Below are 25,489 nucleotides of genomic sequence, written 5' to 3'. Positions count from 1 at the left end.
GCGCCATCCGCGCCAGCCGCGTCTGAGAAAAATCCAACCGAGACCCCCATGAAAAAACTCCTGATTCCCCTGCTGATGGCCGCCGCCGTCGGCAGCGCCTGCGCAACAACGCCAGCGGCCGCGCCAGCCACCCCGGCCACCGCACAGCAACTGACGGCCATGAGCGCCCGTTACGCACCCGTCGCGCTGAGGGCCGACGTCACCCACTTGTCCGCGGGCGACCGCCAGGCCATCGCCAAGCTGGTCGAAGCGGCCAAGCTGGTCGACGTGCTGCAGCTGCGCCAGCGCTGGTCCGGCAATGAAGCGCTGTGGGCAGCCTTGAAGAAGGACAAGTCGGCCCTGGGCCAGGCCCGCCTGAACTATTTCTGGATCAACAAGGGGCCATGGTCCGTGCTCGACGCGCACGCCTCGTTCATGCCGGCCAGCTATGCGGGCATCGCCATTCCTGAGCACAAGCCGGAAGCGGGCAACTTCTATCCGCAGGGCGCCACCAAGGCCAGCCTGGAAACATGGATGAACGGCTTGCCGGCGGACGACAAGCAGCAGGCGCAATGGTTTTTTACCACCATCCGCGCGGGCAAGGATGGCAAATACCAGACCGTCAAGTATTCGGACGAGTACAAGGTGGAGTTGAAACAGCTGGCCAAATTGCTCGATGAAGCGGCGGCCGCCACGGACAATGCATCGCTGAAGAAATTTCTGACCCTGCGCGCCAAGGCTTTCCTCGACAACGACTATTTACCGTCCGACTTCGCCTGGATGGACCTCGATTCGCCCGTCGACATCACCATCGGCCCGTATGAAACGTACAACGACGAACTGTTCGGCTACAAGGCCGCGTTCGAAGCCTACGTGAACATCCGCGACCAGGCGGAGACGCAAAAGCTCAATTTCTTCGCCAAGCACATGCAGGAGCTGGAAGACAACCTGCCGCTCGACGCCCGGTACCGCAATCCGAAAGTGGGCGCGCTGGCGCCGATGGTGGTGGTCAACCAGGTGTATGGCGCCGGCGACGGCAACATGGCCGTGCAGACAGCCGCCTACAACTTGCCCAATGACGAACGCATCATCAGCGCGCGCGGCTCGAAGCGCGTGATGCTGAAAAACGTGCAGGAAGCCAAGTTCAAGGCCACCCTGACGCCGATCTCGAAACTGGTGCTCACGCCCGAAGCGCAGCAGGACGTGGATTTCAATTCCTTCTTCACGCACATCCTCGCGCATGAAATCATGCATGGCCTGGGCCCGCACGCGACCGTGGTCGACGGCAAGCCATCGACGCCGCGCCAGGACCTGAAGGAAGCGTATTCCACCATCGAAGAAGCCAAGGCCGACATCACGGGCCTGTTTGCGCTGCGCTACATGATGGACAAGGGGCAACTCAACGACACCCTGGGCCAGGGCGAGGCGGCCGAGCGCAAGCTGTACAACACCTTCCTCGCCTCCGGTTTCCGCACGCTGCATTTCGGCCTGACGGATTCGCATGCGCGCGGCATGGCCATCCAGATGAATTACATCCTCGACAAGGGCGGTTTTGTCTCGTTGGGCGACGGCAAGTTCGGTGTCGATTTCGGCAAGATCAAGCAGGCCGTGATCGACCTGGACCGCGAATTTCTGACCATCGAGGCGACGGGCGACTATGCGCGCGCGCAAGCGATGATGAGCAAGTACGTGGTCATTCGCCCTGAGGTGCAGGTGGCGCTCGACAAGATGAAGGCCGTGCCCAACGATATCCGCCCGGAATTCGTCACGGCCCGCGCGCTGGACAAGGCGGCGAAGAAATAACTCCGACGCTGTATTGTCAGAGTGAACAGCCGGCGCTTCTGCGCCGGTTTTTTTTCGTCTTTATTTGTGAAAAGTTGCCAGTTTTTCCTTGTGGAAATATATCCACCGCTTACTCTGCAGTGGTAAATCCTCTTTTCTTCCCGCCGATCCCATGTTGAATCCGTTCTTGCTGATGAGCTTGCTCATCGCTTTCTCTCCTTTGCCTGCCGTGGCTGCCGCCCAGCTCACCGAACTGGAAACCCGTTGGCTGCAGGCGGGCCAGCCCGTCATCGCGTTTGCGCGTGCGCAAGGTTTGCCCATCGATATCATCGTGCAGCCGCAGGATGCGCCCGGCGCCGTGCCGCTGGCGCTGGGTTACGAAGCGGGGCGCTGCAAGCTGGTGCTGTCCTTGCGCGGCAATGCGCAGGCGGACAGTGTCTTGCAGGGCGTGCCGCCCGCGCGCCAGGGCCTGATGATGGAAGCGATGACGGCGCATGAGATCGGCCATTGCCAGCGCTATGCGCAGGGCGACTGGCATGCCTTGCCGCGCGGCTTTGTCGAGCCGCGCAGCAGGCAGCGCGGCAAGTTAACACCGCTGGCGCAGGAACTGCGCGAGACGCGCCGCGAAGAGGGGTATGCGGACCTGGTGGCCCTGGCCTGGATGCATGGACGCCACCCCGGCCAGTATCAGGATGTGCTGGCCTGGATGCGCGGCGTGCGCGCGGCAGGCGAGGCTGCGGGCGGTTCGCACGCCACGCAGGCATGGCTGGCGCTGGCCGATGGCGCAGGCGCAGGCGCATTTGATGGGGCCGTTTCACCATTTGAACAGGCGCAAGTATTGTGGCGGATGGGTTTGAGCGGCGACAAATAAACGGTGATTTTTAGGCGAATGGACTGTCAGCGTGTGCTGTCGCACGGAGCTTTGCGCGCGGCAGGGGTCTAATCTGGGCATCAACTAACCAGAGAGGAACCATCATGAACAAAATGATCGCACTCATGCTGGCCGCCAGTGCCAGCGCCCTGCTTGCCGCCGCGCCCGCGTATGCGCAGGATGCCTCGTACAAGAGTTTGACGGACAAGGCATCGGCCGACTACAAGCAGGCCAAGGCCGCCTGCGACAGCCAGAGCGGCAACGCGAAAAAGGTCTGCGTGGAAGAAGCCAGGGTGGCGCGCGCCAAGGCCGATTCGGACGCCGTGGTGCAGTTCCGCAACACGCCGCGCGAGCTGGGCAAGGCCCGCAAGGACGTCGCCAATGCCGAGTATGACTTGGCCAAGGCCAAGTGCGGCGACCGCACGGGCGCCGACAAGACCACGTGCATGAACGATGCCAAGGCAGCGAAAACGGCTGCGCTGGCGGATGCCAACACGGGCGCCCGGGCCGGCACCAACGTGGCGCAGAATCCGCCCGCCACCACGAAGGAGAATTGCGACGCCATGGATGCGACGGCCAAGGCCGCCTGCGTGACGCGCAATGCAGCCAGCAGCACCAAGGTGGCCGTGGAAGATTCCGTCATCACTACCAAGATCAAGGCGGACCTCGTCAAGGACAACGACTTGAAAGCGCTCGACGTGCACGTGGAAACGGTCAACGGCGTCGTCATGCTCAGCGGCTTCGTGCCTTCCCAGGCGCAAGTGAAAAAAGCCGCCGACCTGGCCCGTAGCGTGGAAGGCGTGACGGATGTGAAGAATGGCTTGAAGGTCAAGTAAGCCACATTCTGCGCAGCGTTAAAGCCAGGACTGGAGCGGGACGCAGCAGTGCCGCTCCAGTTTTTTGATTGTATAAATTACGATCATAATATAACATGAGAAAAATCCCGCCGGCTGGTAGTGACCGGCATCCACTTTTTCTCATGAGGACAGCATGCTTTCTCTTCCCTTTTCGCAATGGCTGGAGCGGCGCGGCATCCACTTTGCCTGGGTCATCGTCGCCATCACTTTCCTCACCGCCTTGACATCGTCTGCCGCGCTGGGCTTGCCAGGCGCGCTGATGCAGCCCTTGAGCCGCGAGTTCGGCTGGGATGCCGAGCAGATTTCCTCGGCCTTGGCCGTGCGTTTCGTGCTGTTTGGCCTGATGGGGCCGTTTGCCGCCATCCTGATGGAACGCTTCGGCTTGCGCAATGTCATCTGCGTGGCCCTGGGCCTGATCGCTGCCGGCATGCTGCTGGCCACGCGCATGACGCAGTTCTGGCACCTGGTGGCCCTGTGGGGCATCCTGCTGGGGCTGGGCTCGGGCATGACGGCGCTGGTCTTGAGCGCCGTGGTGGCGAACCGCTGGTTCGAGACGCACCGGGGCCTGGTGGTGGGCGTGCTGACGGCCAGCTCGGCCACGGGCCAGCTGCTGTTCCTGCCCGTGGGCGCCTGGCTGATCGAGCACTTCGGCTGGCGCACGGCCGTCATGCCCGTGTTTGCCAGCTGCGCCATCGTTGCCGTGCTGGCCTTCCTGTGCATGCGCAACCGGCCGCAGGACGTGGCCTTGCGGCCTTACGGCGCGGACCCGGCCACGCCCCTGGCGGCGGTGCCGGCGGCAAGCATGACGTTCGCCACGCCTTTTTTGATCCTGCGCAGCGTGGCTTCCAACCGCACCTTCTGGATACTGTTCGGCACCTTCTTCATCTGCGGCCTGAGCACCAACGGCCTGATCCAGACGCACTTCATTTCCCTGTGCGGCGACTCGGGCTTGTCCGCCGTGCCGGCCGCCTCCGTGCTGGCCATGATGGGGGCGTTCGACCTGTTCGGCACGATCCTGTCCGGCTGGCTGTCGGACCGCTATGACAACCGCAAACTGCTGTTCTGGTACTACGGCTTGCGGGGGCTGTCCCTGTTCTGGCTGCCGTATTCGGAATTCACCCTGTATGGCCTGTCCCTGTTTGCCATGTTTTACGGCCTGGACTGGATCGCCACCGTGCCGCCGACCGTGAAACTGGTGGGCGCCACGTTTGGCCGGGAGCGGGCGGGCATGGTGTTTGGCTGGATCTTTGCCGGCCACCAGCTGGGTGCCGCCGTGGCCGCGTATGGCGCGGGCCGCATTCGCACCCTGATGCTGACCTACAACCCGGCGCTGTTCGCGGCTGGCGCCGCCTGCCTCGTGGCCGCGCTGATGGTGCTGGCGATCGCCCGCCAGAAGGCGGCCGTGGCCGCTGTCCAGCCCGCATGAAAAAAAGCCAGGCCCGCGTGAGCGGAACCTGGCTTTTCAAGAAGCGTACAGCGCGATTATTTCAAATACTTTGCCAGCCAGCCCTCGACTTCGCTGTAGAAGAAGCGGCTGTTCTCGCCTTTTAAAATCCAGTGGTTTTCGTCCGGAAACACCAGCAATTTCGCCGGCACGTTCAGGCGTTGCTGGACAGCAAAGTTCATCAGCGCATTGTTGGCCGGCACGCGGTAATCGAGTTCGCCCACGGTGATCAGGATGGGGGTGGTGAAACCCGTGCCTTTTTCGTGGTTGCCTGCTTGCATCACCGGGCTTTGATCGCGCCACACGGGCAAGTTCGACCAGACGGGGCCGCCCGCATTCGTTTCACGGCCGAAACCGCCATCGCTGGTGCCCCACTGCATGATCAGGTCCATTTCGCCCGCGTGCGAGACGATGGCCTTGTAGCGCGTGGTGGTCGCTTGCAGCCAATTGGCCAGGTGGCCGCCATAGCTGGCGCCGCCGGCGGCCAGTTTCGTGCTGTCGATAAATGGGTATTTCTTGATGGCTTCATCGACGCCCTGGTTGACTTCATCGCCCGGGCCCTTCAACGGGTCGAACTGGATCGAGCGCGAGAATTCCTCGCCATAGCCGGTGGAACCCTTGTAGTCGGTCAGCAAGACAACATAGCCTGGCTTGGCCAGCAAGTGATAGTTCCAGCGCAGCACGAACTGGTCGCGCCACATGCTGGCGGCGCCGCCGTGGATGACGGTAAACAGCGGATACATCTTGTTCGGGTCGAAATTCGCGGGCTTGACGAGCATATTGTGGATCCGGCGGCCGTCGGCCGTCGTGAACCAGAAGTGCTCGGGCGCCTGCCAGTCGATCTTGTCTGCCTTGTCCGTGTTGAAGGCCGTCAGCCGTTTCGGCTGCTTGCCGTTGAACGCATAGATTTCCGGCGGGTTGATGGCGGACTCCCACACGCCCACCAGGGCCTTGCCGCCGCTGCTCAGCGAATTGATGGTGCCCGTCGGCAAGGATGGTTCTTCTCGGACCTCGCCGCCTTTGGCGTCGATCGAGTACAGCTTTTCCAGCCCCGCATGTTCATAGCTGAAGATGACGCGCTTGCCGCCCTCGGGCAGCACGAAGCGGGAAATCGAACGGTCCAGCTTGGCTGTCAATATCGTTGGCGCAGGGGTGCTCATCGGCCAGGCGAAGCTGGCCAGGCGTTTCACGTCATACACTTTACCGGGCGTTTGCGCGTCGCTGAGGGCGAACAGGGTCTTGCCGTCGGCCGCAAATTTCAGGGAGCCGTAGCTATGTTTGTCCTGCGTCAAACGCTGCGCTTCGCCGCCCGCCACGGGCAGCAGATACAGTTGCGAAACCACGGCTTCGCGCTGCGCCGCGTCGCGGTTGGTGGCCGCGTTGAAGACGACGGCCTTGCCGTCCGGCGTCCAGATGGCGTCCAAGGATTGCCCCTCGTCACCCTGGCCGCCGCCAAAGCCCGGCAGCGCCACCAGTTGCGTGCCCGACAGGATGTCGCGCGGCGTGTTTTCACCTTTCGACTCCGGCTGCGCGTCGACGATGAACAGGCGTACCTGCTTGTCCGTCAGCCATTTGTCGAAATAGCGGGGCGCCGTCGTTTCATACGAACGGGCGCTGACTTTGCGCTCCTTGCGCTCTTTCGCGCTTTGCTTGACGTCGGCTTCCGTCTTGTTGCCAGGATAGATGTCGCTGATGAACAGCAATTGCTTGCCGTCCGGGCTCCATTTCGGCATGCGCGCGCCCAGGGTGAGCGAGGTCAGGCGCTGCGCTTCGCCGCCGGCGGCCACGTCGAGGCGGTAAATCTGTCCCGCTTCATCGCCGTCGCGCTTGGCAACGAAGACCAGCTGGCGGCTGTCCGGCGACCAGGCCACGGCGCCTTCGCCGCCCTTGGAATACGTCAGGCGGCGCGCGGGGCTGTCGTCAAGCAGCGACTTGATCCACAGATCCGACCATTGCTCCTTGCTGTCGTAGGCGCTGTCGACCACGGAAAACACGGCCCATCGCCCGTCCGGGCTGGCGACGGGCGCGCCCACCCGTTTCATCAGCCACACGTCTTCATGCGTGATGGCGTGTCTGGCTTGCGTTTGCGTGGCGGCAACTGGGGTCGTGGCCTTGTTGGTATCGGCGGCGTGGGCCAGCGAGGCGCAGGCTGCTGCGATCAGCAGGGAGCCGAGGGAACGGCGAAGACGGGGTGAGGTCATGGGCGTGGTCCGGGTAGTGAAAAAAGTACAGCGGGCAACATTATTGCCCATCGATTCGGCCACTGCCAAGGCCATGAACCGTTACTTACCAGGCGGGAGGGGCGCGTATCGGGCGGGCAGCGCGTATCCGATCAGTTAAACTTGCCGCTTTACTCACGCTGGTGCCGATTCAACATGAAAATTTGTCTACCCTTATTGAAAACGGCCTTGCTGGGCGCGAGCTGTCTGCTGGCTGCCCCGGTTTTTGCTGCTGCGTCTGCACCCTACCCGAACACCAGCGCCATGGGCGTGGGTCACGCGGAAAGCACGGCCTGGTATGCGGGCTGTCTGAAGGTCAAGGATGCGGCGCCGCCGCCGGCCGACCTGCCGGCGCCGTCCGCCGTGGCATCGCTGCAGCAATGCCAGGCGACAGACCTGTATTACGATACCAAGAGTATGTCTTCGCCCAAGCCCGCCGACTGGCGTCCCGCGCGTCATTGCGCGATGGCAACGCAGAACAGCGCCGTGTTGATGATGCTGTACCAGAATGGACAGGGCGTGCAGAAAGACCCGCTGCTGGCGCTCAAGTATGCGTGCAGTATCGACGCGGCGCCGGCCGAGATGCAGGGCCGCATCGAACACTTGCAGCAGATCAACGCCAGCGGGCGCGGCATGATCGACTTGTGCGACGACATCACCAGCGGCTACATGATGGGCGTGTGCAGCGCCATCGATGCGCGGCAGAAACAAAGAGTGCGTGCGCAGGCGACAGGCAAGGTCAGCGCAAGCATGCCTGCCGTGGCGCAAGCATCGCTGCAAAAACTGCAGGCGGCGGCAAGTAAGTTTGCCGACGCGCGCGCGGACTATGAAACGGACTTGAGCGGCACGACACGCGCCGCCCTGAGCATCGCGGCCCGCACGGCCGAGCTCGATTTGCTGGCGCACGATCTGCGCGAGTACGAAGGGGGCAAGTTGCCGGCAAGCATGTCCAAGGAACAGGCGGCAGCGCTCGACAAGGAGCTCAACGCCATCTACGGCAAGCTGATGAAAAAGCCGGCGGAAACCCATGCTGGCGCCGTGGGCAAGGATGGCATCCGCGCCACCCAGCGCCTGTGGCTCGCGTACCGCGATGCCTGGATGAATTTCGGCGCCGTGCGTTATCCATCCGTGACGGGCGAGACCTGGGCCGGCCTGCTGACGGCGCGACGCAATGCGCAGCTGCAAGACTTGCTGGAGAATTGACGCATGCGGGAAGCCTACTATCACGAAGACGATTTCTGCATGATCGAACTGCTGCCGCTGGATAACTTGCAGCACTGTTTGACGCAGATGGGCGAGCAGCAGGCGTTCGCCGATGCGCACCGCAGCGGCGCCGGCTGGACGGACATGTTCGTCCCCGAGGCGCCACCGTCGCCACTGCGCGCGCTGGGTCTCACGGCCGACCGGCTGCGCCTGGCGCTGGACCATGCCTTGCCGCCGTACGACGCCGTCTGCACGGGCTACAGCAGTTACCGCGTGGAATGCAAGAACGTGCTGGCCTTTGGCGGCGACAAGACGGAAACATTGTTTGCCGGCCTGGACGAGCAGGGTATAGTGTGCGACCTGTGGTGCAGCGACGGCATGCCCGAGCTGTTGCTGTTGCCCTTGAAGGAGCTGCTGCTGCTGGCCGACTGGGGCGCGGGGTTTGCGTGTCCGCTGGCCGATGGCGACTTGTTCGCCCGTTATCTGCAGGAGTATGAACTGGACTGATCGAACTGAACTGATTACTCGCAGGCGATGGCGTTCGGCTGCGCCACCTTGACCACGGACGCCAGGCGCGCCATGTCGTTGCCGTCGCCTTGCTCGACGTACGGTTGATACGTGTCAATGACGATGCGCGCGCGGGCTTGCCAGCCGCAATTGTCGGCCTGGCGCGCGGGCACGCGCAGCAGCCGGCGCGCCTCGGCATCGTTGCTGAAACAAAACCACGCATCGTGCGTGGCGGCAGGGCGGGGCAAACGGCCCCACTGCGCCTTGTCCGGCGCGAAACAGACGCGGTTGCCGATAATTTCCAGGCTCATCTCGTCCGTGCGCGCGCTGTACTGGCCGTCGAGCACGATGGGCGCTTGCGCCTGGGCGGACAGGCAGGTGGTGGCCAGGAGGAGGGCGGCGGCAAGTTTCATGCGTTTCTTTCAGGGCTGGCAAGACGAAGCGCCAGTATAACCGCGGGGCCGGAAACGAAAAAAGCCTATCCGTGAGGACAGGCTTTTTAGTACTGCGCATTCGTGGTAGGCCGTGCGGGATTCGAACCTGCGACCAACGGATTAAAAGTCCGCTGCTCTACCAGCTGAGCTAACGACCCGAAAGAGGCCGCATTATATATCAGTTGAAAAAGAATGCAAAGCATTCCTGCACGAAAATGAATATGGCTCAATGCAGGGCTGCCGTGAGCTTCAGCACTTCGTCGATGCTGGTCGTGCCATCGATGATCTTGCGCGCGCCGGCGATGCGCAGCGGCGTCATGCCGTCGAGGATGCTCTGGCGGCGCAAGGCATGCAGGTCGGCGCCCGCCTTGACCAGCTGGCCGAACGTTTCCGTCACGCTCAGCAGTTCATAAATACCTGCCCGCCCCAGGTAGCCGCTGTGGCGGCACATGGCGCAGCCGACGGGGCGGTACATGGCGTGGGGCCGTTCCAGCTGGCCGCCCGTCAGGCGCTGCCAGGCAGCATCGTCCGGGGCGCCGCCCGGCTGTTTGCAGTCCGGGCACAGGCAGCGCAGCAGGCGCTGCGCCAGCACGCCGATCAGGCAGGCTTCCAGCAGATAGGAGGGGAGGCCCAGTTCCAGCAGGCGCATGACGGCCGAGGGCGCATCGTTGGTGTGCAGGGTCGACAGCACCAGGTGCCCCGTCAGCGCCGCCTGGATGGCCATCTCGGCCGTGGCCAGGTCGCGGATTTCTCCCACCATGATGATGTCGGGATCTTGCCGCATCAGCGCCCGCACGCCATCGGCAAACGACAGCTCAATGCCGGCCTGGGTTTGCACCTGCATCTGGTTGAAGGCCGGCTCGACCATTTCGATGGGGTCTTCCACCGTGCACACATTGACTTCGCTGCCGGCCAGCGCCTTCAGGGTGCTGTACAGGGTGCTGGTCTTGCCCGAGCCGGTGGGGCCCGTCACCAGCACGATGCCGTGCGTGCGTGCCGTTAATTGGCGCCAGCGTTCGGCGTCCGCGGGCGGAAAGCCCAGCTCCGCCAGGCTCTTGACGGCCACTTCCGGGTCGAAGATGCGCATGACGAGCTTTTCGCCGAAGGCCGTGGGCAAGGTCGACAGGCGCAGCTCGATTTCCTGGCCCTGCGCATTGCGCGTCTTGATGCGGCCATCCTGCGGGCGGCGCTTTTCCACCACGTCCATGCGCCCGAGCAACTTGATGCGCGCTGTCATGGCCAGCAGCACCACGGGCGGCAATTGATAAGCCTGGTGCAGGCGGCCATCGATGCGCAGGCGCACGAGGCCCGCGTCGCGCTTCGGTTCCAGGTGGATGTCGGACGCGCGCTGGGCAAACGCGTATTGCCACAGCCAGTCGACGATGCGCACCACATGCTGGTCGTTGGCGTCGAGGCTGCTCTTGTTGCGCCCCAGTTCCACCAGCTGCTCGAAATTGTGGCGCAGCGCCAGGTCTTGCGTGGACGCTTGCCGGGCCACCTTGACGGAAGTTGCCAGGCTGAAGAATTGTGCGATGGCATCGGCGATGTGCAGCGGGTTGGCGATGACGAGGCTCAGCTTGCGCGGCGCCAGGTTTCCCAGCTGCGCCTGCCAAGCGAGCGCGTAGGGCTGGGCCGTGGCGATGACGATGCGTTGTGGCGTGCTTTCCACGGGCAGGATGTTGAAGCGGGCCGCATAGCCGGCCGTCATGACGTCGGCCACCTGGCTGAAATCGATGTGCAGGGGATCGATGCGCAGATACGGCAAGCTTGCGCGTTGCGCCAGCCAGTCGCACAGGGTATCGAGCGTGAGGGCGCCGTGGGCGATGCTGCACAGCGGATGCAAGGCGGGCGCCGGCAGCAGGGCGGCCTGGGTGGCGATGGCGGCCGCTTGCGCGGCGTCAAGCATGCCGTCTTCCTGCAGCCAGGCCAGCAGTTGCGGCAGTTCCAGCGGCGTGTTTGGAAGTGAAGCGGGCATGGCCGGCGCCTTTCATGGCTGCCGGCCTGCGTGGGCGTGCCGGCGCTTACAGGGTGCTGGCGATGCCCTTGACCCAGGTCTTGGCGGGCAGCTTGGTCTCGGCGACGATCTGCTTGGCCCGTTCCAGCAAGGCGGCTTGCGCGTCGGTATCGAGCGCCACTTTCGTCTTGAAAGCGATCGCCACCACGTTCCCATCATGGACTTCCGTCAGGCAGATCACCTGCGCAAACGCAAACTTCATCGCCTTGATGTTCTTTGCGTAGCTGGGGTGGTCGCCGAACAGGTTGACCGTCATGATGCCGTGCGGCGCCAGGCAGGCGCAGCAGGCGGCATAGAAATCGGCGCTATCGAGCACGGGACCGCGCGCCGTGGCGTCGTACAGGTCCACCTGCAGGGCGTCCAGGGTGCCGTGGTTGGCTTCATCGTTGACGTAGTCGAGCGCATCCATCTCGCGCACGTGCAGGCGCTCGTCGTTGGGCGGCAGCTTGAACATCGAGGCGCAGATGGTGATGACGGATGGATTCAGTTCGATGGCCTCGACCTGTGCCTGCGGGAACTGGCGGTAGCAGAACTTGGTCAGCGCGGCCGTGCCCAGGCCCAACTGGGCGAGGCGCTGCGGCTGCTCTATCCACAACATCCACGCCATCATCTGCTGCGCGTATTCGAGTTCCGGCCAGTCCGGCTTGCGGATGCGCATGGCGCCCTGCACCCATTCCGTGCCGAAATGCAGATAGCGTACGCCATCCATTTCCGACAGGGTAACAGGGGCGTAGCGGGGCTTGCGCGCAGGGCGCGAGGATTCGACTTGTTCGATGGATTTTCGTTTGATAAGCATAAGGCGGCCTGAAAGTGTGCCGCATTATAGCCCGTGCCGGAGCGCCATAAAAAATGCCAGCCGCTGGGGCTGGCATGGTACGGGCCGGTTGCGGCTCTTACTGTTGAGCTGGCTCGATCGAGACGCGCAGGCGGATGCGCTCGCCCGGATCGTAGGACATGATGCTCGTGTAGTTGCGGCCGCGGTAGTCGTAGGTGACCTGGTAGCCATTGTTGCGCGATTCCCAGTGATCGACCTGGCGGCATTGCTTGACGGCTTGTTCCTGCACGCCGCCCTGGTAATTGTTCTGGTTGTCGACACGGTCGCCGACGACGGCGCCCGCAATCGCGCCGGCAGCTGCCGCGGCCGTGCGGCCATTGCCGCCACCGACCTGGCTGCCGAGCAGGGCGCCGGCGATACCGCCGACGATGGAGCCGCCAGCACTGCGCTGTTGCGGCGGTGCTTGCACTTGCACGTATTCCGTACGGCATTCCTGGCGTGGACGATTGATCTGTTCCACTTGCGGCACGACGCGCACGACCTTGCCGAAATCTTCAAAGTCGGCGGCCTGGGCGAGTGGCAATGCACCGATACAAAGGGCTGACATCATCAATTTGGCTTGCAAGTTCATTTCTAACCTCATTATGTAGAGAATCTTTCAGGGTATTTTTTACAACTTGGGACTATAGTAATCCCGCCAGGCCGTGGCAAGTGTTTCGCATGGCAACAAAATGTAACAGCCCAAGCCCCTTGCCCCACAGTCTGTAACATGCACTTTCAATCGATACAAGATGTTGAAGTGACTTGAAACCAGCGGTTTGTAACAAATCTTGCGTTTGACATCATATTCGGGTTGATTCATGCAGGACAACACGTTACCCTAATACGCGTATGGCTTATATAAAATCGCACTGAATCGCATAAAAGTTGATACAGATCGAATCACCGCGTGCGCATTGACCCGCGTGCGGGGATGCAATAAGAAGAGCAGCTAGAACAAATCCATACATAACAGGTCGATTTGAGGGAAAAATGAGTTTGTTACTAACCGTGCCGCCCAACCTTGTCCAGTCCATCCGTGCCTTTCGCGTGACCGAATTACAAGACGAGGCGATCCGTCTCGGGCAGCACTTTTTATATGCGCATTGCAACGCTGGACAGACCAAACAACAAGTCATCGGCATTATTGCAGAAGCATTCCTGTTTCCGAAAAACCTGGCGAAGAATTTCGATGCACTGCGCCTGTGCCTGACGGACACCATGTACAAGGCGGGCACGCAGACGGGCTTCCTGGTGGTGCTCGAGCAATTGCCAAATACGCAAAAATTCGACAAGGAAGCGCGCGAGATCCTGCTCGACGTGTTCCGCGACGCGGCCGACTACTGGGCCGAGAAGAAAGTCCCGTTCCGCGTCTTCTATTCGTTCGAGTAAGCACCTACTCACGCCGCGGCGGCGTCAAACCAGCCTTTTCTGCCCTGGCCGGGCGGTGCAATCGGGCAGCGGCGGCGGCCCGGCAGGTATGTTGCGCCGCAACAATAATAGCGGCCTTTCTTGGTTCGCATCGCCATAGCGGGTACAATGCGCGCTATGAAAAATATCGTTATCCTCATTTCCGGACGCGGCAGCAACATGGAAGCGGTCGTGCGCGCGGCGCAAGCCGAGCAATGGCCAGCCCGTATTGCCGCCGTCATCAGTAACCGGGCCGATGCCCAGGGACTGGTTTTTGCCGCGGAACATGGGATAGCGACGGCAGTCGTTGCCAACAAGGATTATGCCAGACGCGAGCAGTTCGATGCGGCGCTGCAAGCCGTGATTGACGGCTACGCCCCCGACCTGGTCGTGCTGGCCGGTTTCATGCGCATCCTGACGCCGCCCTTCGTCGAGCATTACGCGGGGCGCATGCTCAATATCCACCCGTCGCTGCTGCCGCTGTTCCCGGGCATGGCGACGCACCGCCAGGCGCTCGAGGCGGGCGTGACGGAACACGGCGCGACCGTGCATTTCGTGACTGCCGAGCTCGATCATGGCCCGGCCGTGGCGAGCGTAACAGTCCCCGTCTTGCCGGGCGACACAGAAGACAGCTTATCGGCGCGCGTGCTGGTACAGGAACATCTGCTTTACCCGCGCGCCATCCGCCTGTTCATTGACGATAAACTGTCAGTCGAGCATGGCCAGGTCCGCGTGGACCCTCAATAAAATATTACAGGAAGAATAACAATGAGATTGCCACCAGCGATACTTGCCAATGCTGAAGAAGTATTGCGCGAAATTTTACGTTTCACGGCCCCGGCCGACACCACCCTGTCGCGCTATTTCCGCGACCATCCGCGCCTCGGTTCGCGCGAACGCGGCGCCATCGCCGAAGGCATTTATGCCGTTCTGCGCAACAAATCGTTCTTTACCGATTTCGCCGAAGCGGGCAGCGGCCCGACCATGCGCCGCCTGACCATCCTCGGCCTGGCCGAAGCTGTCGGCGCCGATTCGCTGGGCGGCCTGACGGAAGAGGAAGTGGAATGGCTGGAACGCATCACGCAGATCGACCGCAGCCTGATGCCGGCGAACATGCGCGCCAACATGCCGACCTGGCTGTTCGACAAGCTGATCGCCCAGTTCGGCGAAGCGGAAACCATGAAGCTGGCCGATGCGCTGAACGCGCCGGCGCCGCTGGACTTGCGCGTCAATTCGCTCAAGGCCACGCGCGAAGACGTGATGCTGGCCCTGGCCGAAGCACCGATCCTCAGCACCCCGACGCCGTTTGCGCCGCTGGGTTTGCGCGTGATCAAGAAGCCATCGTTGCAAAACCTGCCCCTGTTCCAGAGCGGCGCCATCGAAGTGCAGGATGAAGGCAGCCAGATCCTGTCGCAGATCGTCGGCGCCAAGCGCGGCGAGATGGTGGTCGATTTCTGCGCCGGCGCGGGCGGCAAGACCCTGGCATTGGGCGCGCTGATGCGCAACACGGGCCGTCTGTATGCTTTCGACGTGTCGGAAAAACGCCTGGCCAAGCTCAAGCCCCGCATGGCCCGCAGCGGCCTGTCGAACGTGCATCCGGTGCAGATCGCGCATGAGCGCGATGCCAAGATCAAGCGCCTGGCCGGCAAGATCGACCGTGTACTGGTCGATGCCCCGTGCAGCGGCCTGGGCACCCTGCGCCGCAATCCGGACGTCAAATGGCGCCAGCAGCCGAACTCCATCGTCGAGCTGCAAGCCAAGCAGGCAGCCATCCTGGCCGGTGCGGCGCGCCTGGTCAAGGGCGGCGGCCGCCTGGTGTACGCCACCTGCAGCTTCCTGAACGAAGAAAACGATCAGATCGCCGAGCAATTCCTGGCGGCCAACCCCGACTTCACCCTGGTGCCGATGAGCAAGGTGCTGGCCGAACAGAAGATCGAGCTGGAAATGGGCGATTACCTGAAATTGTTGCCGCACCTGCACCAGACGGACGGCTTCTTCGCCGCCGTGTTCGAACGCAAGGTCATGCCGAAAAAAGTCTACGCCGATGAAAAACCGGCCGACGACGTTGACGCTGAACAAGCCGAGTAAGCCTGTCACGGGCCGCCGCTGCACCCTGCAGCGGCGGCCTTCAATGCCGCCAGCCCGCCTGGCGGCATGGGATCACTCCCCATCCGTACCATCTTCGCCCCACCTTCCGGACCGCATCCGCCATGAATGAAACCCCGCTGCTCAACCTGATCACTGATTTTGTCAATGATTTCCGTCAACCGGCCATCTTGTGGCAGGCGCTGGTCATCGTCGCCTGCCTGGCCCTGAGCTGGCTGCTGGTGCGGCAGTTGCGCGTATTCCTGCACAAACGGTCGGAAGCGGCGACGACGCCAGCCACGCCGGAAACCCTGCAGCGCACGGACAGTTTCATCCGCATTTTGACGCCCGTGCTGGCGGCCATGCTGCTGGGCATTGCGCAACATTTCCTGGTCAAGTTCCAGTCGGTGAACCTGCTCAGCATTGCCATTCCCCTGTGCACCTCGATGGCGCTGGTACGCTTCGGCTTTTATGTGCTGCGCCGCATTTTTGCCCGTCACGGCGACGTCAGTCCCACCATGTTGTTGCTGGAAAAGATTTTCACGGTGGTGGTGTGGGCCGGCATGGCCTTGTATATCACGGGCCTGTGGCCGGAATTGCATACCTTCCTGGAAGGCATCGTCGTGCCGCTGGGACGCAACAAGGTCTCCGTGGCTGCCATCTTGCAAGCCGCTATTTCCGTCGCCGTGCTGCTGGTGCTGGCCATGTGGGCCGGCACCTCGCTCGACGAGCGCCTGATGAAAATGCAGGGTCTGCACACTTCCCTGCGCGTGGTGCTGTCGCGCATGGGGCGCGCCGTGCTGATCCTCGTTTCCGTGCTGGTCAGCCTGTCGCTGGTGGGCATCGACCTGACGGTGCTGTCCGTGTTCGGCGGGGCCTTCGGCGTGGCGCTGGGCTTCGGCTTGCAAAAGATCGCCGCGAACTTTGTGTCTGGTTTCATTATCCTGCTCGACCGCAGCCTCACCATCGGCGACATGATTACGGTGGGTCAATTTACGGGCAAAGTCACGCAGATCAATACGCGCTATACTGTGTTATTGGGTGGCGATGGCGTGGAATCCATCGTGCCGAATGAAATGCTGATTTCCGGCGGCGTGCAGAACATGTCGCTGAGCAACCGCATGGTCTGGCTGTCGACGGCCGTGTCGGTGGGCTATGAAACGGATCTCGATGTCATCTTCCCCTTGCTGGAAGCGGCAACGGCCAAGGTGCCGCGTGTGTCGCAAAGCAATCCGCCCTCGGCGACCCTCGTGCGTTTCGGCGCCGACGGCCTCGACGTGCAGATCGGTTTCTGGATCGCGGATCCGGAAAACGGCACGGGCGGCGTGAAGTCGAATGTGAACCGCGCCATCTGGCGCACCTTGCAGGAACATAAGGTCACTGTACCGTTTCCGCAACGCGAATTGCGTATTGTTGGTACGCCTCCTGCCCCGCTCGCCAGCGCGGCAGACGGTGAGTCCGCGCCATCCGGCACCCAGCCTTAACCTCGCTGCCTGCCTCCGATTTTGCCTGATAGCACCCATTAGGGCGTACAATCACGCCTAAAATTAACTCTGCCGGACCTCCAGAGTCACTGGAGCGACCGTGCGCACGCCCTGTCCACTTGGAGTAGCAGTAATGACATTGAGTTCCGTTTTACACGACGTTTTGCAGTTCATGGCCACTGGTATTACCGATCTGTCCGCATGGCAAGTTTTTCTATACACCATGGTGGTCACCCACATCACCATCGCCAGCGTCACGATTTACCTGCATCGCCACCAGGCCCACCGGGCGCTGGAATTGCATGCGATTCCCAGCCACTTCTTCCGTTTCTGGCTGTGGCTGACGACGGGCCAGGTCACCAAGGAATGGGCCGCCATCCACCGCAAGCACCATGCCAAGTGCGATACGGAAGAAGATCCGCACAGCCCCGTGACGCGCGGCATCAAGAAAGTGTTCTGGGAAGGCGCCGAGCTGTACCGCGCTGAATCGAAGAACATGGAAACCATGGCCAAGTACGGCCACGGCACGCCGACGGACTGGATCGAGCGCAACCTGTACACGAAATACAGCTGGCTGGGCGTGGTGTCGCTGTTCGTCATCAATTTCGTGCTGTTCGGCGTGATCGGCATTTCCGTGTGGGCCGTGCAAATGATGTGGATCCCCATCACGGCGGCCGGCATCATCAACGGCATCGGCCACTACTGGGGCTACCGCAACTACGATTGCGCCGACGCGGCCACCAACATCATTCCGTTCGGCATCCTGATCGGCGGCGAAGAGTTGCACAACAATCACCATACGTATGCCACGTCTGCCAAGCTGTCGTCGAAATGGTATGAAATCGATATCGGCTGGGCGTATATCCGCGCGTTGGAAATGCTGGGCCTGGCCAAGGTCAAAAAGCTGGCGCCGGCGCCGAAGTTCTCTCACGGCAAGCTGGAAGCGGACTTCGAAACCTTGCAGTCCGTCATTGCCAACCGCTACGACGTGATGGCCAAGTACGCGAAATCGATCAAGCATGCCTGGAAGGAAGAGCTGGAGCACCTGAAGCACAAGGCGGAACTGGAAAAGCGCTTCCTGAAATCGTCGCGCAAGCTGATGCAGCGCGAGCCGGGCAAGCTGGCCGATGCGCACCATGAGCAGCTGTCGGAACTGTTCCAGCACAGCAAAGCGCTGGAAACCATGCACCACATGCGCGTGGAGCTGGGCGCCATCTGGGAGCGTTCGCACTTTACGCGCGAGCAATTGCTGCAAAAGCTGCAGGACTGGTGCACGCGCGCCGAAGCGTCGGGCATCAAGTCGCTGCAAGACTTTTCCTTGCGCCTGCGCAGCTATGCATAACTAAGCTGTTGCGTCACATCAAGGCCCTGGATTCCAGGGCCTTTTTTTCGTCCCGGCACAAGGGGAGGAGGAGGGTGTGAAAATCAGGGCGAAAAAAAACCGCTCATCGGAGCGGCTCTTTTTACAGAACACAATATCAATTACTTGATCTTGGTTTCTTTGTACGTTACGTGCTTGCGTGCTTTAGGATCGAATTTCATGATCTCCATTTTCGCAGGCGTCGTACGCTTGTTTTTGGTAGTCGTGTAGAAGTGACCCGTACCGGCGGTCGATTCTAACTTGATTTTGTCGCGGCCTGATTTTGCCATGATAGCTCCCTTATTCTGCTAATTAGACTTTTTCGCCACGAGCGCGCATATCGACCAATACGGCGTCGATGCCGACTTTATCGATGACGCGCAGACCGGCGTTGGACAAACGCAGGGAGACCCAGCGGTTTTCAGATTCAACAAAAATACGACGATTCTGCAAGTTAGGCAAAAAACGACGTTTGGTTTTGTTGTTTGCATGGGAAACATTGTTGCCGACCATCGGCTTCTTCCCAGTGACTTGGCAAACACGTGCCATGGCGCACTCCTTAAAGATATTCCAAATTGGAAAAACGAGAGTATATCCAAAATAAGCAGATTTATCAATGACTTGCGAAAAACAATTGTGTCATGTTGTATTGAAAAAATTTAACAATTAGACTTGCTCGTGTTTTTATGGGGCGTCTGCTTGTAAACCAGTGTGTTTACTGCTAGATAAGCAGCCTGATGTTTTCACGTATGTCCTTGTTTACACATGGTTAACTGACAATTGACCGCTGCCGGGCCGCATCTGCGCTAGATCTGGCCGTGTTCCGCAAACGAATGCACTTGCCGCCCGGCCACGACGAAATGGTCGAGGATGCGCACGTCCACCAGCGACAACGCTTGCGTCAGCGCGCGCGTCAGCAATAAATCCGATTCGCTCGGTTCCGGCGAGCCGGACGGGTGGTTGTGGGCCAGCATGACGCTGGCCGCGTTGTGCAGCAGCGCCTGTTTCACCACTTCGCGCGGATAGACGCTGGTGTGGGTGAGGGTGCCGCGAAACATTTCCTGCGTCGTGATCAGGCGGTTCTTGACGTCCAAAAACAACACGTGAAATGCTTCATGCGCCAGGTGGCCCAGGGTCAGGCGCAGATAGTCCTTCACCGCATGCGGCGAATTCAGGGCTTGCCCTGCCTGCAAGTCCTCGATGATGGCGCGCCGTGCCAGCTCCAGCACGGCTTGCAGCTGGGCAAATTTGGCGCTGCCCATGCCATGCACGGCGGAAAAACTCACGAGGCTGGCGCCAAACAGGCCCCGCAAGGAGCCGAAGTGCTCGACCGTGTCGCGCGCCAGCTCCACGGCGCTCTTGCCGCGCACGCCCGTGCGCAGGAACACGGCCAGCAATTCCGCGTCCGACAGCGACTGCGCGCCATCCTCGATCAGGCGTTCGCGCGGCCGTTCGCCGGCCGGCCAATCCTTGATGCCCATGTTGTTCTCCTGTTTGGCACCGGCGCGCGCCCCAGTGTGGCCTTCTTTGACGAAGCCATGGGGCAGGCGCGGCCAGTGTGGCTTACAATATCGTTTTGCACCAGTTACCTGAAAACTACTATGTCCAACGAGCAACCAGCAGTCGTCACCGAAGCGGCTTACCTCACCCTGCATTATCGTCTTGCTACTGTTGACGGTACTGATATTGTCACTACCTTCAGCGGAAATCCCGCGACCTTGATGCTGGGACAGGGCCAGTTGGCGCCATTCCTCGAACAGCGCTTGCTGGGTTTGCCTGAAGGCACGCACCAGACCTTCGAGCTGGCGGCCGGCGAAGGCTTTGGCGAGCGCAATCCCGAGCTGGTGCAGTCCGTTTCGCGCGCGACCCTGGACGAAAACTCCGTGCCGGGCGCCGACTACAAGATCGGCGACCTGGTCGACTTCGCGGCGCCGGGCGGCGGCCGCTTTGCCGGCGTGCTGCGCGAAATGCGCGAGGACTCGGCCCTGTTCGACTTCAACCATCCGCTGGCTGGCCAGCCGCTGCGTTTTGAAGTCAAGCTCATTTCGGTCCTGTAAGGAATAGCGATGGATAAAGAACTGTTACTGGCCCAGCCCCGCGGTTTCTGCGCTGGCGTCGACCGGGCGATCGAAATCGTCGAACGTGCCTTGCAGCAATTTGGCGCACCGATCTACGTGCGTCATGAAATCGTCCACAACGCCTATGTGGTGGCCGATTTGCGTAACAAGGGCGCCATCTTCATCGACGACCTCGATGACGTGCCTGCGGGCAATACGCTCGTGTTTTCCGCGCATGGCGTGTCGAAAGCCGTGCGCGCCGAGGCGGAATCGCGCGGCCTGAGCATTTTTGATGCGACTTGCCCGCTGGTCACCAAGGTGCACATGGAAGTGGGCAAGATGCGCCGCGAAGGCCGCGAGATCATCATGATCGGCCACGACGGCCATCCCGAGGTAGAAGGCACGATGGGCCAGGCCGATATGGGCATGCATCTGGTGGAAACGCTCGACGATGTGGCGAAATTGCAGGTCGCCAATCCGGACAGCCTGGCCTATGTTTCGCAAACAACGTTGTCAGTTGACGACACCAGCGACATTATTGCGGCCTTGAAAGCGAAATATCCGAACATCGCCGAGCCGAAAAAAGGCGACATCTGCTACGCCACCACGAACCGCCAGGAAGCCGTGAAATTCATGGCGCCGCAAGTGGAAGTGGTGATCGTCGTGGGCAGCCCGAACAGCTCGAATTCGAACCGCCTGCGCGAAGTGGCCGAGAAGATGGGCACGCCCGCCTACATGGTCGACAATGCCTCGCAGATCGACCCCGCCTGGCTGGAAGGCAAGCTGCGCGTGGGTGTGACGGCTGGCGCCTCGGCGCCCGAGGTGCTGGTGCAAGCCGTCATCGACCGCCTGAAGGAGTGCGGCGTGAAGAGCGTGCGCCCCCTCGATGGCGTGCAGGAAGCCGTCACATTCCCGATGCCGAAAGGCCTCGACGGCATCAAGCGCGACGTCGCCTGAGTCTGCAAGGTTGCTGAGTATCGATGAAATAGTTACCTCAAAACCGAATTTAATTCGGAAATGATCGTTTTATTCCAAGCTTAGTTTTTGCAAAAGATCGTTATGATTGCCTCAAGCTTGAATATGTTGTCGTTATGACTAAGCAAGGTCACGCCCGTTTTGAGTGCGTGCACCGTGCTGGTGAGAACGGTCCAGGGATGGCACTGCAGGAATTCTTCCTCCGGTGCCGTTTTTGTATCAGCGGCATGTTCCGGCGGAAGTTGTTCCCGAAAAATGCATATTTGATAGGGCAATCATGGATACATTCATCCAGCAGATCATCAACGGCTTGGTGTTGGGCAGCATGTATGCCTTAGTCGCCCTCGGTTACACCATGGTGTACGGCGTGTTGAACCTGATCAACTTCGCCCACGGCGACGTGCTCATGATCGGCGCCATGGTGGGCTTGACCATTCTCAAGCTGCTGGGCATCTATGTGCCGGACTGGCCCGGCTATCTGAAACTGGCCACCGCCATTCTCGGCGCCATTCCCATCTGTATTCTGGTCAACATCATCATCGAGCGGGTCGCCTACCGCCGCCTGCGCAACGCCCCCCGCCTCGCCCCCCTGATTACCGCCATCGGCGTCTCCATCCTGCTGCAAACCTTCGCCATGATGATCTGGACGCGCAATCCCTTGCCCTTCCCGCAATTGCTGTCGACCGACCCCATCAACATAGGCGGCGCCGTGATTTCGCAAACGCAAGTATTGCTGCTGGCCCTGGCCGCGCTGTCGATGGGCGGATTGGTATTGCTGGTGGAAAAAACGCGCATGGGCCGCGCCATGCGCGCCACGGCGGAAAACCCCCGCGTGGCCGGACTCATGGGCGTCGATTCCGACAAGGTCATCGTTGCCACCTTTGCCATCGGCGCCGCGCTGGCGGCCGTGGCGGGCGTGATGTGGGGCGCCAACTATGCCTCGATTCAATTTTCCATGGGTGCCATCCCCGGCTTGAAAGCCTTCTGCGCGGCCGTGCTGGGCGGCATCGGCAATATCTATGGCGCCATGCTGGGCGGTATCTTGCTGGGCATTATCGAGAGCCTGGGCGCCGGCTATATCGGCGACATCACGGGCGGCTTCCTGGGCAGCCACTACCAGGATATCTTTGCCTTCGTCGTGCTGATCATCGTGCTGACCCTGCGCCCGTCCGGCATCATGGGCGAACGCGTGGCCGACCGTGCCTGATGTGACACTGGGAGATTAAATCATGGCACTACTCGATTTCGACGCTAAGAAAAATCCGATCAAAGCCTACGCGGGCATGCTGGGCCTGGCCGCGCTGCTGATGGTGTTCCCGTTTTTTGCCGCCCAGTTCGGCAATTCATGGGTGCGCATCATCGACATGGCCTTGCTGTACATCATGCTGGCCCTCGGCTTGAACATCGTCGTCGGCTTTGCCGGCCTGCTCGACCTGGGCTACATCGCCTTCTACGCCGTGGGCGCCTACCTGACGGCCTTGCTGGCGTCGCCCCAGTTCGCCATCCTGCTCGAATCCGTGGTGAACCAGTATCCGGTGCTGGGCGAAACCCTGGTGCAGCTGATGGGGCCGGAAATCCGCGAGCACGGCATCCATTTGTCGATCTGGCTCATCGTGCCGTTGGCCGCTGCCGTGGCGGGCCTGTTCGGCGCCTTGCTGGGCGCGCCAACCTTGAAGTTGCGCGGCGACTATCTGGCCATCGTGACCCTGGGCTTTGGCGAGATCATCCGCATCTTCATGAACAATTTGAACGACCCGATCAATTTCACGAATGGGCCGCAAGGCATCAATTTGATCGACCCGATCCGCATCTTCGGCGTCAACCTGGCGGGCGAGGCGGGCACCAACAGCACGGTGATGCTGGGCGGCTTTTCCATGCCGTCCGTGAACGCCTATTACTTTTTGTTCCTCTTCCTGTGCATCGCTGTCGTGTTCGTCACCAAGCGCCTGCAGCATTCGCGCCTGGGCCGCGCCTGGGTCGCCATCCGCGAAGACGAGATCGCCGCCAAGGCCATGGGCATCAATACGCGCAACGTCAAATTGCTGGCCTTTTCCATGGGCGCCTCGTTCGGCGGCGTGGCCGGCGCCATGTTTGCCTCGTTCCAGGGCTTTGTCTCGCCGGAATCGTTTTCCTTGACGGAATCGATCGCCGTGCTGGCCATGGTGGTGCTGGGCGGCATCGGCCACATTCCCGGCGTGATCCTGGGCGGCGTGATCCTGGCATCCATTCCCGAAGTGCTGCGCCACGTGGTGGAGCCGGCCCAGCAGGCGCTGTTCGGCCACGTGGTGATCGAGGCGGAAGTGCTGCGCCAGTTGCTGTACGGCCTGGCCATGGTCTTGATCATGCTCAACCGTCCCGCCGGCCTGTGGCCATCGCCGAAGCACGAAGAGCGGCCCGACCATGATGTAGATCAACCCAACAAATCCACCGGCGTCGTGTCCGCTTAAGGGAAGGAAGCACCATGAGCGAACAGATCATCCTCAATATTGCCGGCGTAAATAAACGTTTCGGCGGCCTGCAGGCGTTGACGGACGTGGGCATTACCATCCGCCAGGGGCAGATCTATGGCTTGATCGGCCCGAACGGCGCCGGCAAGACGACCTTCTTTAACGTGATCACGGGCCTGTACCAGCCCGACACGGGCACCTTCGAGCTGGCCGGCAAGCCGTATTCGCCGTCCGCGCCGCACAAGGTGGCCAAGGCGGGCATTGCGCGCACCTTCCAGAACATCCGCCTGTTTGGCGACATGACGGCGCTGGAAAACGTCATGGTGGGGCGCCATGTGCGCTCGCACCAGGGCGTGTTCGGCGCCATCTTCCGCCACAAGGCGGCTCGCGAGGAAGAGGCGTCCATCCGCCGGCGGGCGATGGAACTGCTCGACTTCGTCGGCATCGCCCAGTTCGCCAGCCGCACGGCGCGCTTCTTGTCGTATGGCGACCAGCGGCGCCTGGAAATCGCCCGCGCGCTGGCCACCGATCCGCAACTGCTGGCGCTCGACGAGCCGGCGGCCGGCATGAATGCCACGGAAAAGCTGGCCTTGCGCGAGTTGCTGGTGAAAATCAAGGCTGAAGGCAAGACCGTGCTCTTGATCGAGCACGACGTGAAACTGATGATGGGATTGTGCGACCGCATCACTGTGCTCGAGTATGGCAAGCGCATCGCGGAAGGCTTGCCGGCCGAAATACAACAAAACCCGGCCGTCATCGAGGCTTATCTGGGGGGATCGCACGCATGAGTAATACCGTATTGAAAGTGGCGGGCTTGCACGTGGCCTACGGCGGCATCAAGGCCGTGAAAGGCATCGACCTGGAAGTCAACCAGGGCGAGCTGATCGCCCTGATCGGCGCGAACGGCGCCGGCAAGACGACGACCTTGAAAGCCATCACGGGCACCTTGCCTGCATGCAAGATCGAAGGCACGATCAGTTACCTGGGCGAATCGCTCAAGGGCACGAAATCGTTTCACCTGGTGGAAAGGAAGCTGGCCATGGTGCCGGAAGGGCGGGGCGTGTTTACCCGCATGTCGATCCGCGAAAACCTCATGATGGGCGCCTACACGCGCACGGACAAGGCCGGTGTCGAGGATGACATCGCCAAGTGGTTCGACGTCTTTCCCCGCCTGAAGGAACGGGCGGCGCAGATGGCCGGCACCCTGTCGGGCGGCGAGCAGCAGATGCTGGCCATGGCGCGCGCCCTGATGAGCCATCCGAAGCTGCTGCTGCTCGACGAGCCGTCGATGGGCTTGTCGCCCATCATGGTCGAGAAAATCTTCGAGGTGATCCGCAAGGTGTCGTCCGAAGGCATCACGATCTTGCTGGTCGAACAGAATGCCCGTTTGGCCCTGCAGGCGGCGCACCGCGGCTATGTGATGGATTCCGGCCTGGTCACCATGGGCGGCAACGCGGCGGCCATGCTCGACGACCCGCGCGTGAAGGCGGCGTATCTGGGAGAGTAAGGGCGGGAAAGTAACAGCGCATAAAAAATGCCCCAGCTGG

25 protein-coding genes and 1 tRNA gene are annotated in these 25,489 nt (G+C 61.5%); 17 read left to right on the top strand and 9 right to left on the bottom strand.

Features of this window, described 5'->3' with window-relative positions:
* Positions 1–48 precede the first annotated feature (48 nt).
* From AC1RJW_RS23605 to AC1RJW_RS23590, 4 genes are all read left to right on the top strand, one after another.
* Complete coding sequence (locus tag AC1RJW_RS23605; protein ID WP_493047116.1) at positions 49–1,782, top strand: dipeptidyl-peptidase 3 family protein; 1,734 nt, start codon at positions 49–51, stop codon at positions 1,780–1,782.
* A 151-nt stretch (positions 1,783–1,933) separates the two neighbouring features.
* Positions 1,934–2,632 carry a hypothetical protein gene (locus tag AC1RJW_RS23600; RefSeq protein ID WP_493047115.1) on the top strand — a complete coding sequence of 233 codons (699 nt, stop codon included), beginning with the start codon at positions 1,934–1,936 and terminating at the stop codon, positions 2,630–2,632.
* 104 nt (positions 2,633–2,736) lie between these two features.
* A complete protein-coding gene (locus AC1RJW_RS23595) occupies positions 2,737–3,468 on the top strand; it encodes a BON domain-containing protein (RefSeq protein WP_493047114.1) in 732 nt (243 codons plus the stop codon).
* A gap of 154 nt (positions 3,469–3,622) precedes the next feature.
* Positions 3,623–4,915, top strand: a complete 1,293-nt coding sequence (locus AC1RJW_RS23590; RefSeq protein WP_493047113.1) for an MFS transporter — start codon at positions 3,623–3,625, stop codon at positions 4,913–4,915.
* Between the two features lie 56 nt (positions 4,916–4,971).
* Here AC1RJW_RS23590 and AC1RJW_RS23585 read toward each other — a convergent pair whose 3' ends face one another.
* Positions 4,972–7,134, bottom strand: a complete 2,163-nt coding sequence (locus AC1RJW_RS23585) for a prolyl oligopeptidase family serine peptidase (RefSeq protein WP_493047112.1) — start codon at positions 7,132–7,134, stop codon at positions 4,972–4,974.
* A gap of 174 nt (positions 7,135–7,308) precedes the next feature.
* On the opposite strand from AC1RJW_RS23585, the gene AC1RJW_RS23580 reads away from it, so the two are divergent.
* Together AC1RJW_RS23580 and AC1RJW_RS23575 are read left to right on the top strand one after the other, a co-directional pair.
* On the top strand, positions 7,309–8,355 hold the full coding sequence (locus AC1RJW_RS23580) for a lysozyme inhibitor LprI family protein (protein WP_493047111.1): 1,047 nt from the start codon (positions 7,309–7,311) through the stop codon (positions 8,353–8,355).
* Positions 8,356–8,358: 3 nt separating this feature from the next.
* A complete protein-coding gene (locus tag AC1RJW_RS23575) occupies positions 8,359–8,862 on the top strand; it encodes a hypothetical protein (RefSeq protein ID WP_493047110.1) in 504 nt (167 codons plus the stop codon).
* A gap of 14 nt (positions 8,863–8,876) precedes the next feature.
* On the opposite strand, the gene AC1RJW_RS23570 is transcribed toward AC1RJW_RS23575, so the two are convergent.
* From AC1RJW_RS23570 to AC1RJW_RS23550, 5 genes are all read right to left on the bottom strand, one after another.
* Positions 8,877–9,275: a hypothetical protein gene (locus AC1RJW_RS23570; RefSeq protein ID WP_493047109.1), complete on the bottom strand. Its 399-nt coding sequence runs from the start codon at positions 9,273–9,275 to the stop codon at positions 8,877–8,879.
* A gap of 103 nt (positions 9,276–9,378) precedes the next feature.
* Positions 9,379–9,454 (bottom strand) — tRNA-Lys (locus AC1RJW_RS23565).
* A gap of 68 nt (positions 9,455–9,522) precedes the next feature.
* Positions 9,523–11,271, bottom strand: a complete 1,749-nt coding sequence (locus tag AC1RJW_RS23560) for a GspE/PulE family protein (protein WP_493047108.1) — start codon at positions 11,269–11,271, stop codon at positions 9,523–9,525.
* A gap of 46 nt (positions 11,272–11,317) precedes the next feature.
* Positions 11,318–12,106 carry a class I SAM-dependent methyltransferase gene (locus AC1RJW_RS23555; protein WP_493047107.1) on the bottom strand — a complete coding sequence of 263 codons (789 nt, stop codon included), beginning with the start codon at positions 12,104–12,106 and terminating at the stop codon, positions 11,318–11,320.
* Positions 12,107–12,203: 97 nt separating this feature from the next.
* On the bottom strand, positions 12,204–12,716 hold the full coding sequence (locus AC1RJW_RS23550) for a glycine zipper 2TM domain-containing protein (RefSeq protein WP_034747447.1): 513 nt from the start codon (positions 12,714–12,716) through the stop codon (positions 12,204–12,206).
* Positions 12,717–13,117: 401 nt separating this feature from the next.
* Between AC1RJW_RS23550 and AC1RJW_RS23545 the strand changes: the two genes are divergently transcribed.
* From AC1RJW_RS23545 to AC1RJW_RS23525, 5 genes are all read left to right on the top strand, one after another.
* Entirely contained in the window at positions 13,118–13,516 is a 399-nt protein-coding gene (locus AC1RJW_RS23545; RefSeq protein ID WP_152257506.1) for a barstar family protein, read from the top strand.
* 156 nt (positions 13,517–13,672) lie between these two features.
* A complete protein-coding gene (gene purN, locus AC1RJW_RS23540; RefSeq protein ID WP_493047106.1) occupies positions 13,673–14,281 on the top strand; it encodes a phosphoribosylglycinamide formyltransferase in 609 nt (202 codons plus the stop codon).
* A gap of 21 nt (positions 14,282–14,302) precedes the next feature.
* Positions 14,303–15,622 carry an RsmB/NOP family class I SAM-dependent RNA methyltransferase gene (locus tag AC1RJW_RS23535; RefSeq protein ID WP_493047105.1) on the top strand — a complete coding sequence of 440 codons (1,320 nt, stop codon included), beginning with the start codon at positions 14,303–14,305 and terminating at the stop codon, positions 15,620–15,622.
* Between the two features lie 122 nt (positions 15,623–15,744).
* Positions 15,745–17,103 carry a mechanosensitive ion channel family protein gene (locus AC1RJW_RS23530; protein WP_493047104.1) on the top strand — a complete coding sequence of 453 codons (1,359 nt, stop codon included), beginning with the start codon at positions 15,745–15,747 and terminating at the stop codon, positions 17,101–17,103.
* Between the two features lie 133 nt (positions 17,104–17,236).
* The gene (locus AC1RJW_RS23525; protein ID WP_493047103.1) at positions 17,237–18,445 is read left to right on the top strand and encodes a DesA family fatty acid desaturase; all 1,209 of its coding nucleotides are present in this window, start codon (positions 17,237–17,239) and stop codon (positions 18,443–18,445) included.
* A 140-nt stretch (positions 18,446–18,585) separates the two neighbouring features.
* Here the strand turns inward: AC1RJW_RS23525 and rpmG are convergent, their stop codons facing one another.
* From rpmG to radC, 3 genes are all read right to left on the bottom strand, one after another.
* A complete protein-coding gene (gene rpmG, locus AC1RJW_RS23520; protein ID WP_010400929.1) occupies positions 18,586–18,753 on the bottom strand; it encodes a 50S ribosomal protein L33 in 168 nt (55 codons plus the stop codon).
* 22 nt (positions 18,754–18,775) lie between these two features.
* A complete protein-coding gene (rpmB, locus tag AC1RJW_RS23515; RefSeq protein ID WP_010400928.1) occupies positions 18,776–19,012 on the bottom strand; it encodes a 50S ribosomal protein L28 in 237 nt (78 codons plus the stop codon).
* A gap of 257 nt (positions 19,013–19,269) precedes the next feature.
* Positions 19,270–19,944, bottom strand: coding sequence for a RadC family protein (radC, locus tag AC1RJW_RS23510; RefSeq protein WP_493047102.1), 675 nt, complete (start codon positions 19,942–19,944; stop codon positions 19,270–19,272).
* A 120-nt stretch (positions 19,945–20,064) separates the two neighbouring features.
* On the opposite strand from radC, the gene AC1RJW_RS23505 reads away from it, so the two are divergent.
* From AC1RJW_RS23505 to AC1RJW_RS23480, 6 genes are all read left to right on the top strand, one after another.
* Positions 20,065–20,520 (top strand): FKBP-type peptidyl-prolyl cis-trans isomerase, encoded by a 456-nt coding sequence (locus AC1RJW_RS23505; protein WP_070224501.1) that lies wholly within the window; start codon positions 20,065–20,067, stop codon positions 20,518–20,520.
* 9 nt (positions 20,521–20,529) lie between these two features.
* Positions 20,530–21,477, top strand: a complete 948-nt coding sequence (ispH, locus tag AC1RJW_RS23500) for a 4-hydroxy-3-methylbut-2-enyl diphosphate reductase (protein ID WP_436494174.1) — start codon at positions 20,530–20,532, stop codon at positions 21,475–21,477.
* A gap of 295 nt (positions 21,478–21,772) precedes the next feature.
* Positions 21,773–22,702 (top strand): branched-chain amino acid ABC transporter permease, encoded by a 930-nt coding sequence (locus AC1RJW_RS23495; RefSeq protein ID WP_034747477.1) that lies wholly within the window; start codon positions 21,773–21,775, stop codon positions 22,700–22,702.
* 22 nt (positions 22,703–22,724) lie between these two features.
* Positions 22,725–23,942 carry an ABC transporter permease subunit gene (locus AC1RJW_RS23490; RefSeq protein WP_493047101.1) on the top strand — a complete coding sequence of 406 codons (1,218 nt, stop codon included), beginning with the start codon at positions 22,725–22,727 and terminating at the stop codon, positions 23,940–23,942.
* A 14-nt stretch (positions 23,943–23,956) separates the two neighbouring features.
* Positions 23,957–24,730, top strand: a complete 774-nt coding sequence (locus tag AC1RJW_RS23485; protein ID WP_475414719.1) for an ABC transporter ATP-binding protein — start codon at positions 23,957–23,959, stop codon at positions 24,728–24,730.
* On the top strand, positions 24,727–25,449 hold the full coding sequence (locus AC1RJW_RS23480) for an ABC transporter ATP-binding protein (protein WP_493047100.1): 723 nt from the start codon (positions 24,727–24,729) through the stop codon (positions 25,447–25,449). Before AC1RJW_RS23485 ends, AC1RJW_RS23480 begins: the two co-directional genes overlap by 4 nt.
* The last annotated feature ends 40 nt before the right edge of the window (positions 25,450–25,489 follow it).

The sequence above is a fragment of the Janthinobacterium sp. GW822-FHT07A03 genome (assembly GCF_058798815.1).
The sequence above is the reverse complement of the archived record's forward strand: the minus strand, read 5'-3'. Positions and strand labels throughout refer to the sequence as shown.

Bases quoted from the DNA above. Each gene is read 5' to 3' on its own strand.
- AC1RJW_RS23605 (WP_493047116.1), top strand. From the start codon at position 49: ATGAAAAAACTCCTGATTCCCCTGCTGATGGCCGCCGCCGTCGGCAGC.
- AC1RJW_RS23600 (WP_493047115.1), top strand. From the start codon at position 1,934: ATGTTGAATCCGTTCTTGCTGATGAGCTTGCTCATCGCTTTCTCTCCT.
- AC1RJW_RS23595 (WP_493047114.1), top strand. From the start codon at position 2,737: ATGAACAAAATGATCGCACTCATGCTGGCCGCCAGTGCCAGCGCCCTG.
- AC1RJW_RS23590 (WP_493047113.1), top strand. From the start codon at position 3,623: ATGCTTTCTCTTCCCTTTTCGCAATGGCTGGAGCGGCGCGGCATCCAC.
- AC1RJW_RS23585 (WP_493047112.1), bottom strand. From the start codon at position 7,134: ATGACCTCACCCCGTCTTCGCCGTTCCCTCGGCTCCCTGCTGATCGCA.
- AC1RJW_RS23580 (WP_493047111.1), top strand. From the start codon at position 7,309: ATGAAAATTTGTCTACCCTTATTGAAAACGGCCTTGCTGGGCGCGAGC.
- AC1RJW_RS23575 (WP_493047110.1), top strand. From the start codon at position 8,359: ATGCGGGAAGCCTACTATCACGAAGACGATTTCTGCATGATCGAACTG.
- AC1RJW_RS23570 (WP_493047109.1), bottom strand. From the start codon at position 9,275: ATGAAACTTGCCGCCGCCCTCCTCCTGGCCACCACCTGCCTGTCCGCC.
- AC1RJW_RS23560 (WP_493047108.1), bottom strand. From the start codon at position 11,271: ATGCCCGCTTCACTTCCAAACACGCCGCTGGAACTGCCGCAACTGCTG.
- AC1RJW_RS23555 (WP_493047107.1), bottom strand. From the start codon at position 12,106: ATGCTTATCAAACGAAAATCCATCGAACAAGTCGAATCCTCGCGCCCT.
- AC1RJW_RS23550 (WP_034747447.1), bottom strand. From the start codon at position 12,716: ATGAACTTGCAAGCCAAATTGATGATGTCAGCCCTTTGTATCGGTGCA.
- AC1RJW_RS23545 (WP_152257506.1), top strand. From the start codon at position 13,118: ATGAGTTTGTTACTAACCGTGCCGCCCAACCTTGTCCAGTCCATCCGT.
- purN (WP_493047106.1), top strand. From the start codon at position 13,673: ATGAAAAATATCGTTATCCTCATTTCCGGACGCGGCAGCAACATGGAA.
- AC1RJW_RS23535 (WP_493047105.1), top strand. From the start codon at position 14,303: ATGAGATTGCCACCAGCGATACTTGCCAATGCTGAAGAAGTATTGCGC.
- AC1RJW_RS23530 (WP_493047104.1), top strand. From the start codon at position 15,745: ATGAATGAAACCCCGCTGCTCAACCTGATCACTGATTTTGTCAATGAT.
- AC1RJW_RS23525 (WP_493047103.1), top strand. From the start codon at position 17,237: ATGACATTGAGTTCCGTTTTACACGACGTTTTGCAGTTCATGGCCACT.
- rpmG (WP_010400929.1), bottom strand. From the start codon at position 18,753: ATGGCAAAATCAGGCCGCGACAAAATCAAGTTAGAATCGACCGCCGGT.
- rpmB (WP_010400928.1), bottom strand. From the start codon at position 19,012: ATGGCACGTGTTTGCCAAGTCACTGGGAAGAAGCCGATGGTCGGCAAC.
- radC (WP_493047102.1), bottom strand. From the start codon at position 19,944: ATGGGCATCAAGGATTGGCCGGCCGGCGAACGGCCGCGCGAACGCCTG.
- AC1RJW_RS23505 (WP_070224501.1), top strand. From the start codon at position 20,065: ATGTCCAACGAGCAACCAGCAGTCGTCACCGAAGCGGCTTACCTCACC.
- ispH (WP_436494174.1), top strand. From the start codon at position 20,530: ATGGATAAAGAACTGTTACTGGCCCAGCCCCGCGGTTTCTGCGCTGGC.
- AC1RJW_RS23495 (WP_034747477.1), top strand. From the start codon at position 21,773: ATGGATACATTCATCCAGCAGATCATCAACGGCTTGGTGTTGGGCAGC.
- AC1RJW_RS23490 (WP_493047101.1), top strand. From the start codon at position 22,725: ATGGCACTACTCGATTTCGACGCTAAGAAAAATCCGATCAAAGCCTAC.
- AC1RJW_RS23485 (WP_475414719.1), top strand. From the start codon at position 23,957: ATGAGCGAACAGATCATCCTCAATATTGCCGGCGTAAATAAACGTTTC.
- AC1RJW_RS23480 (WP_493047100.1), top strand. From the start codon at position 24,727: ATGAGTAATACCGTATTGAAAGTGGCGGGCTTGCACGTGGCCTACGGC.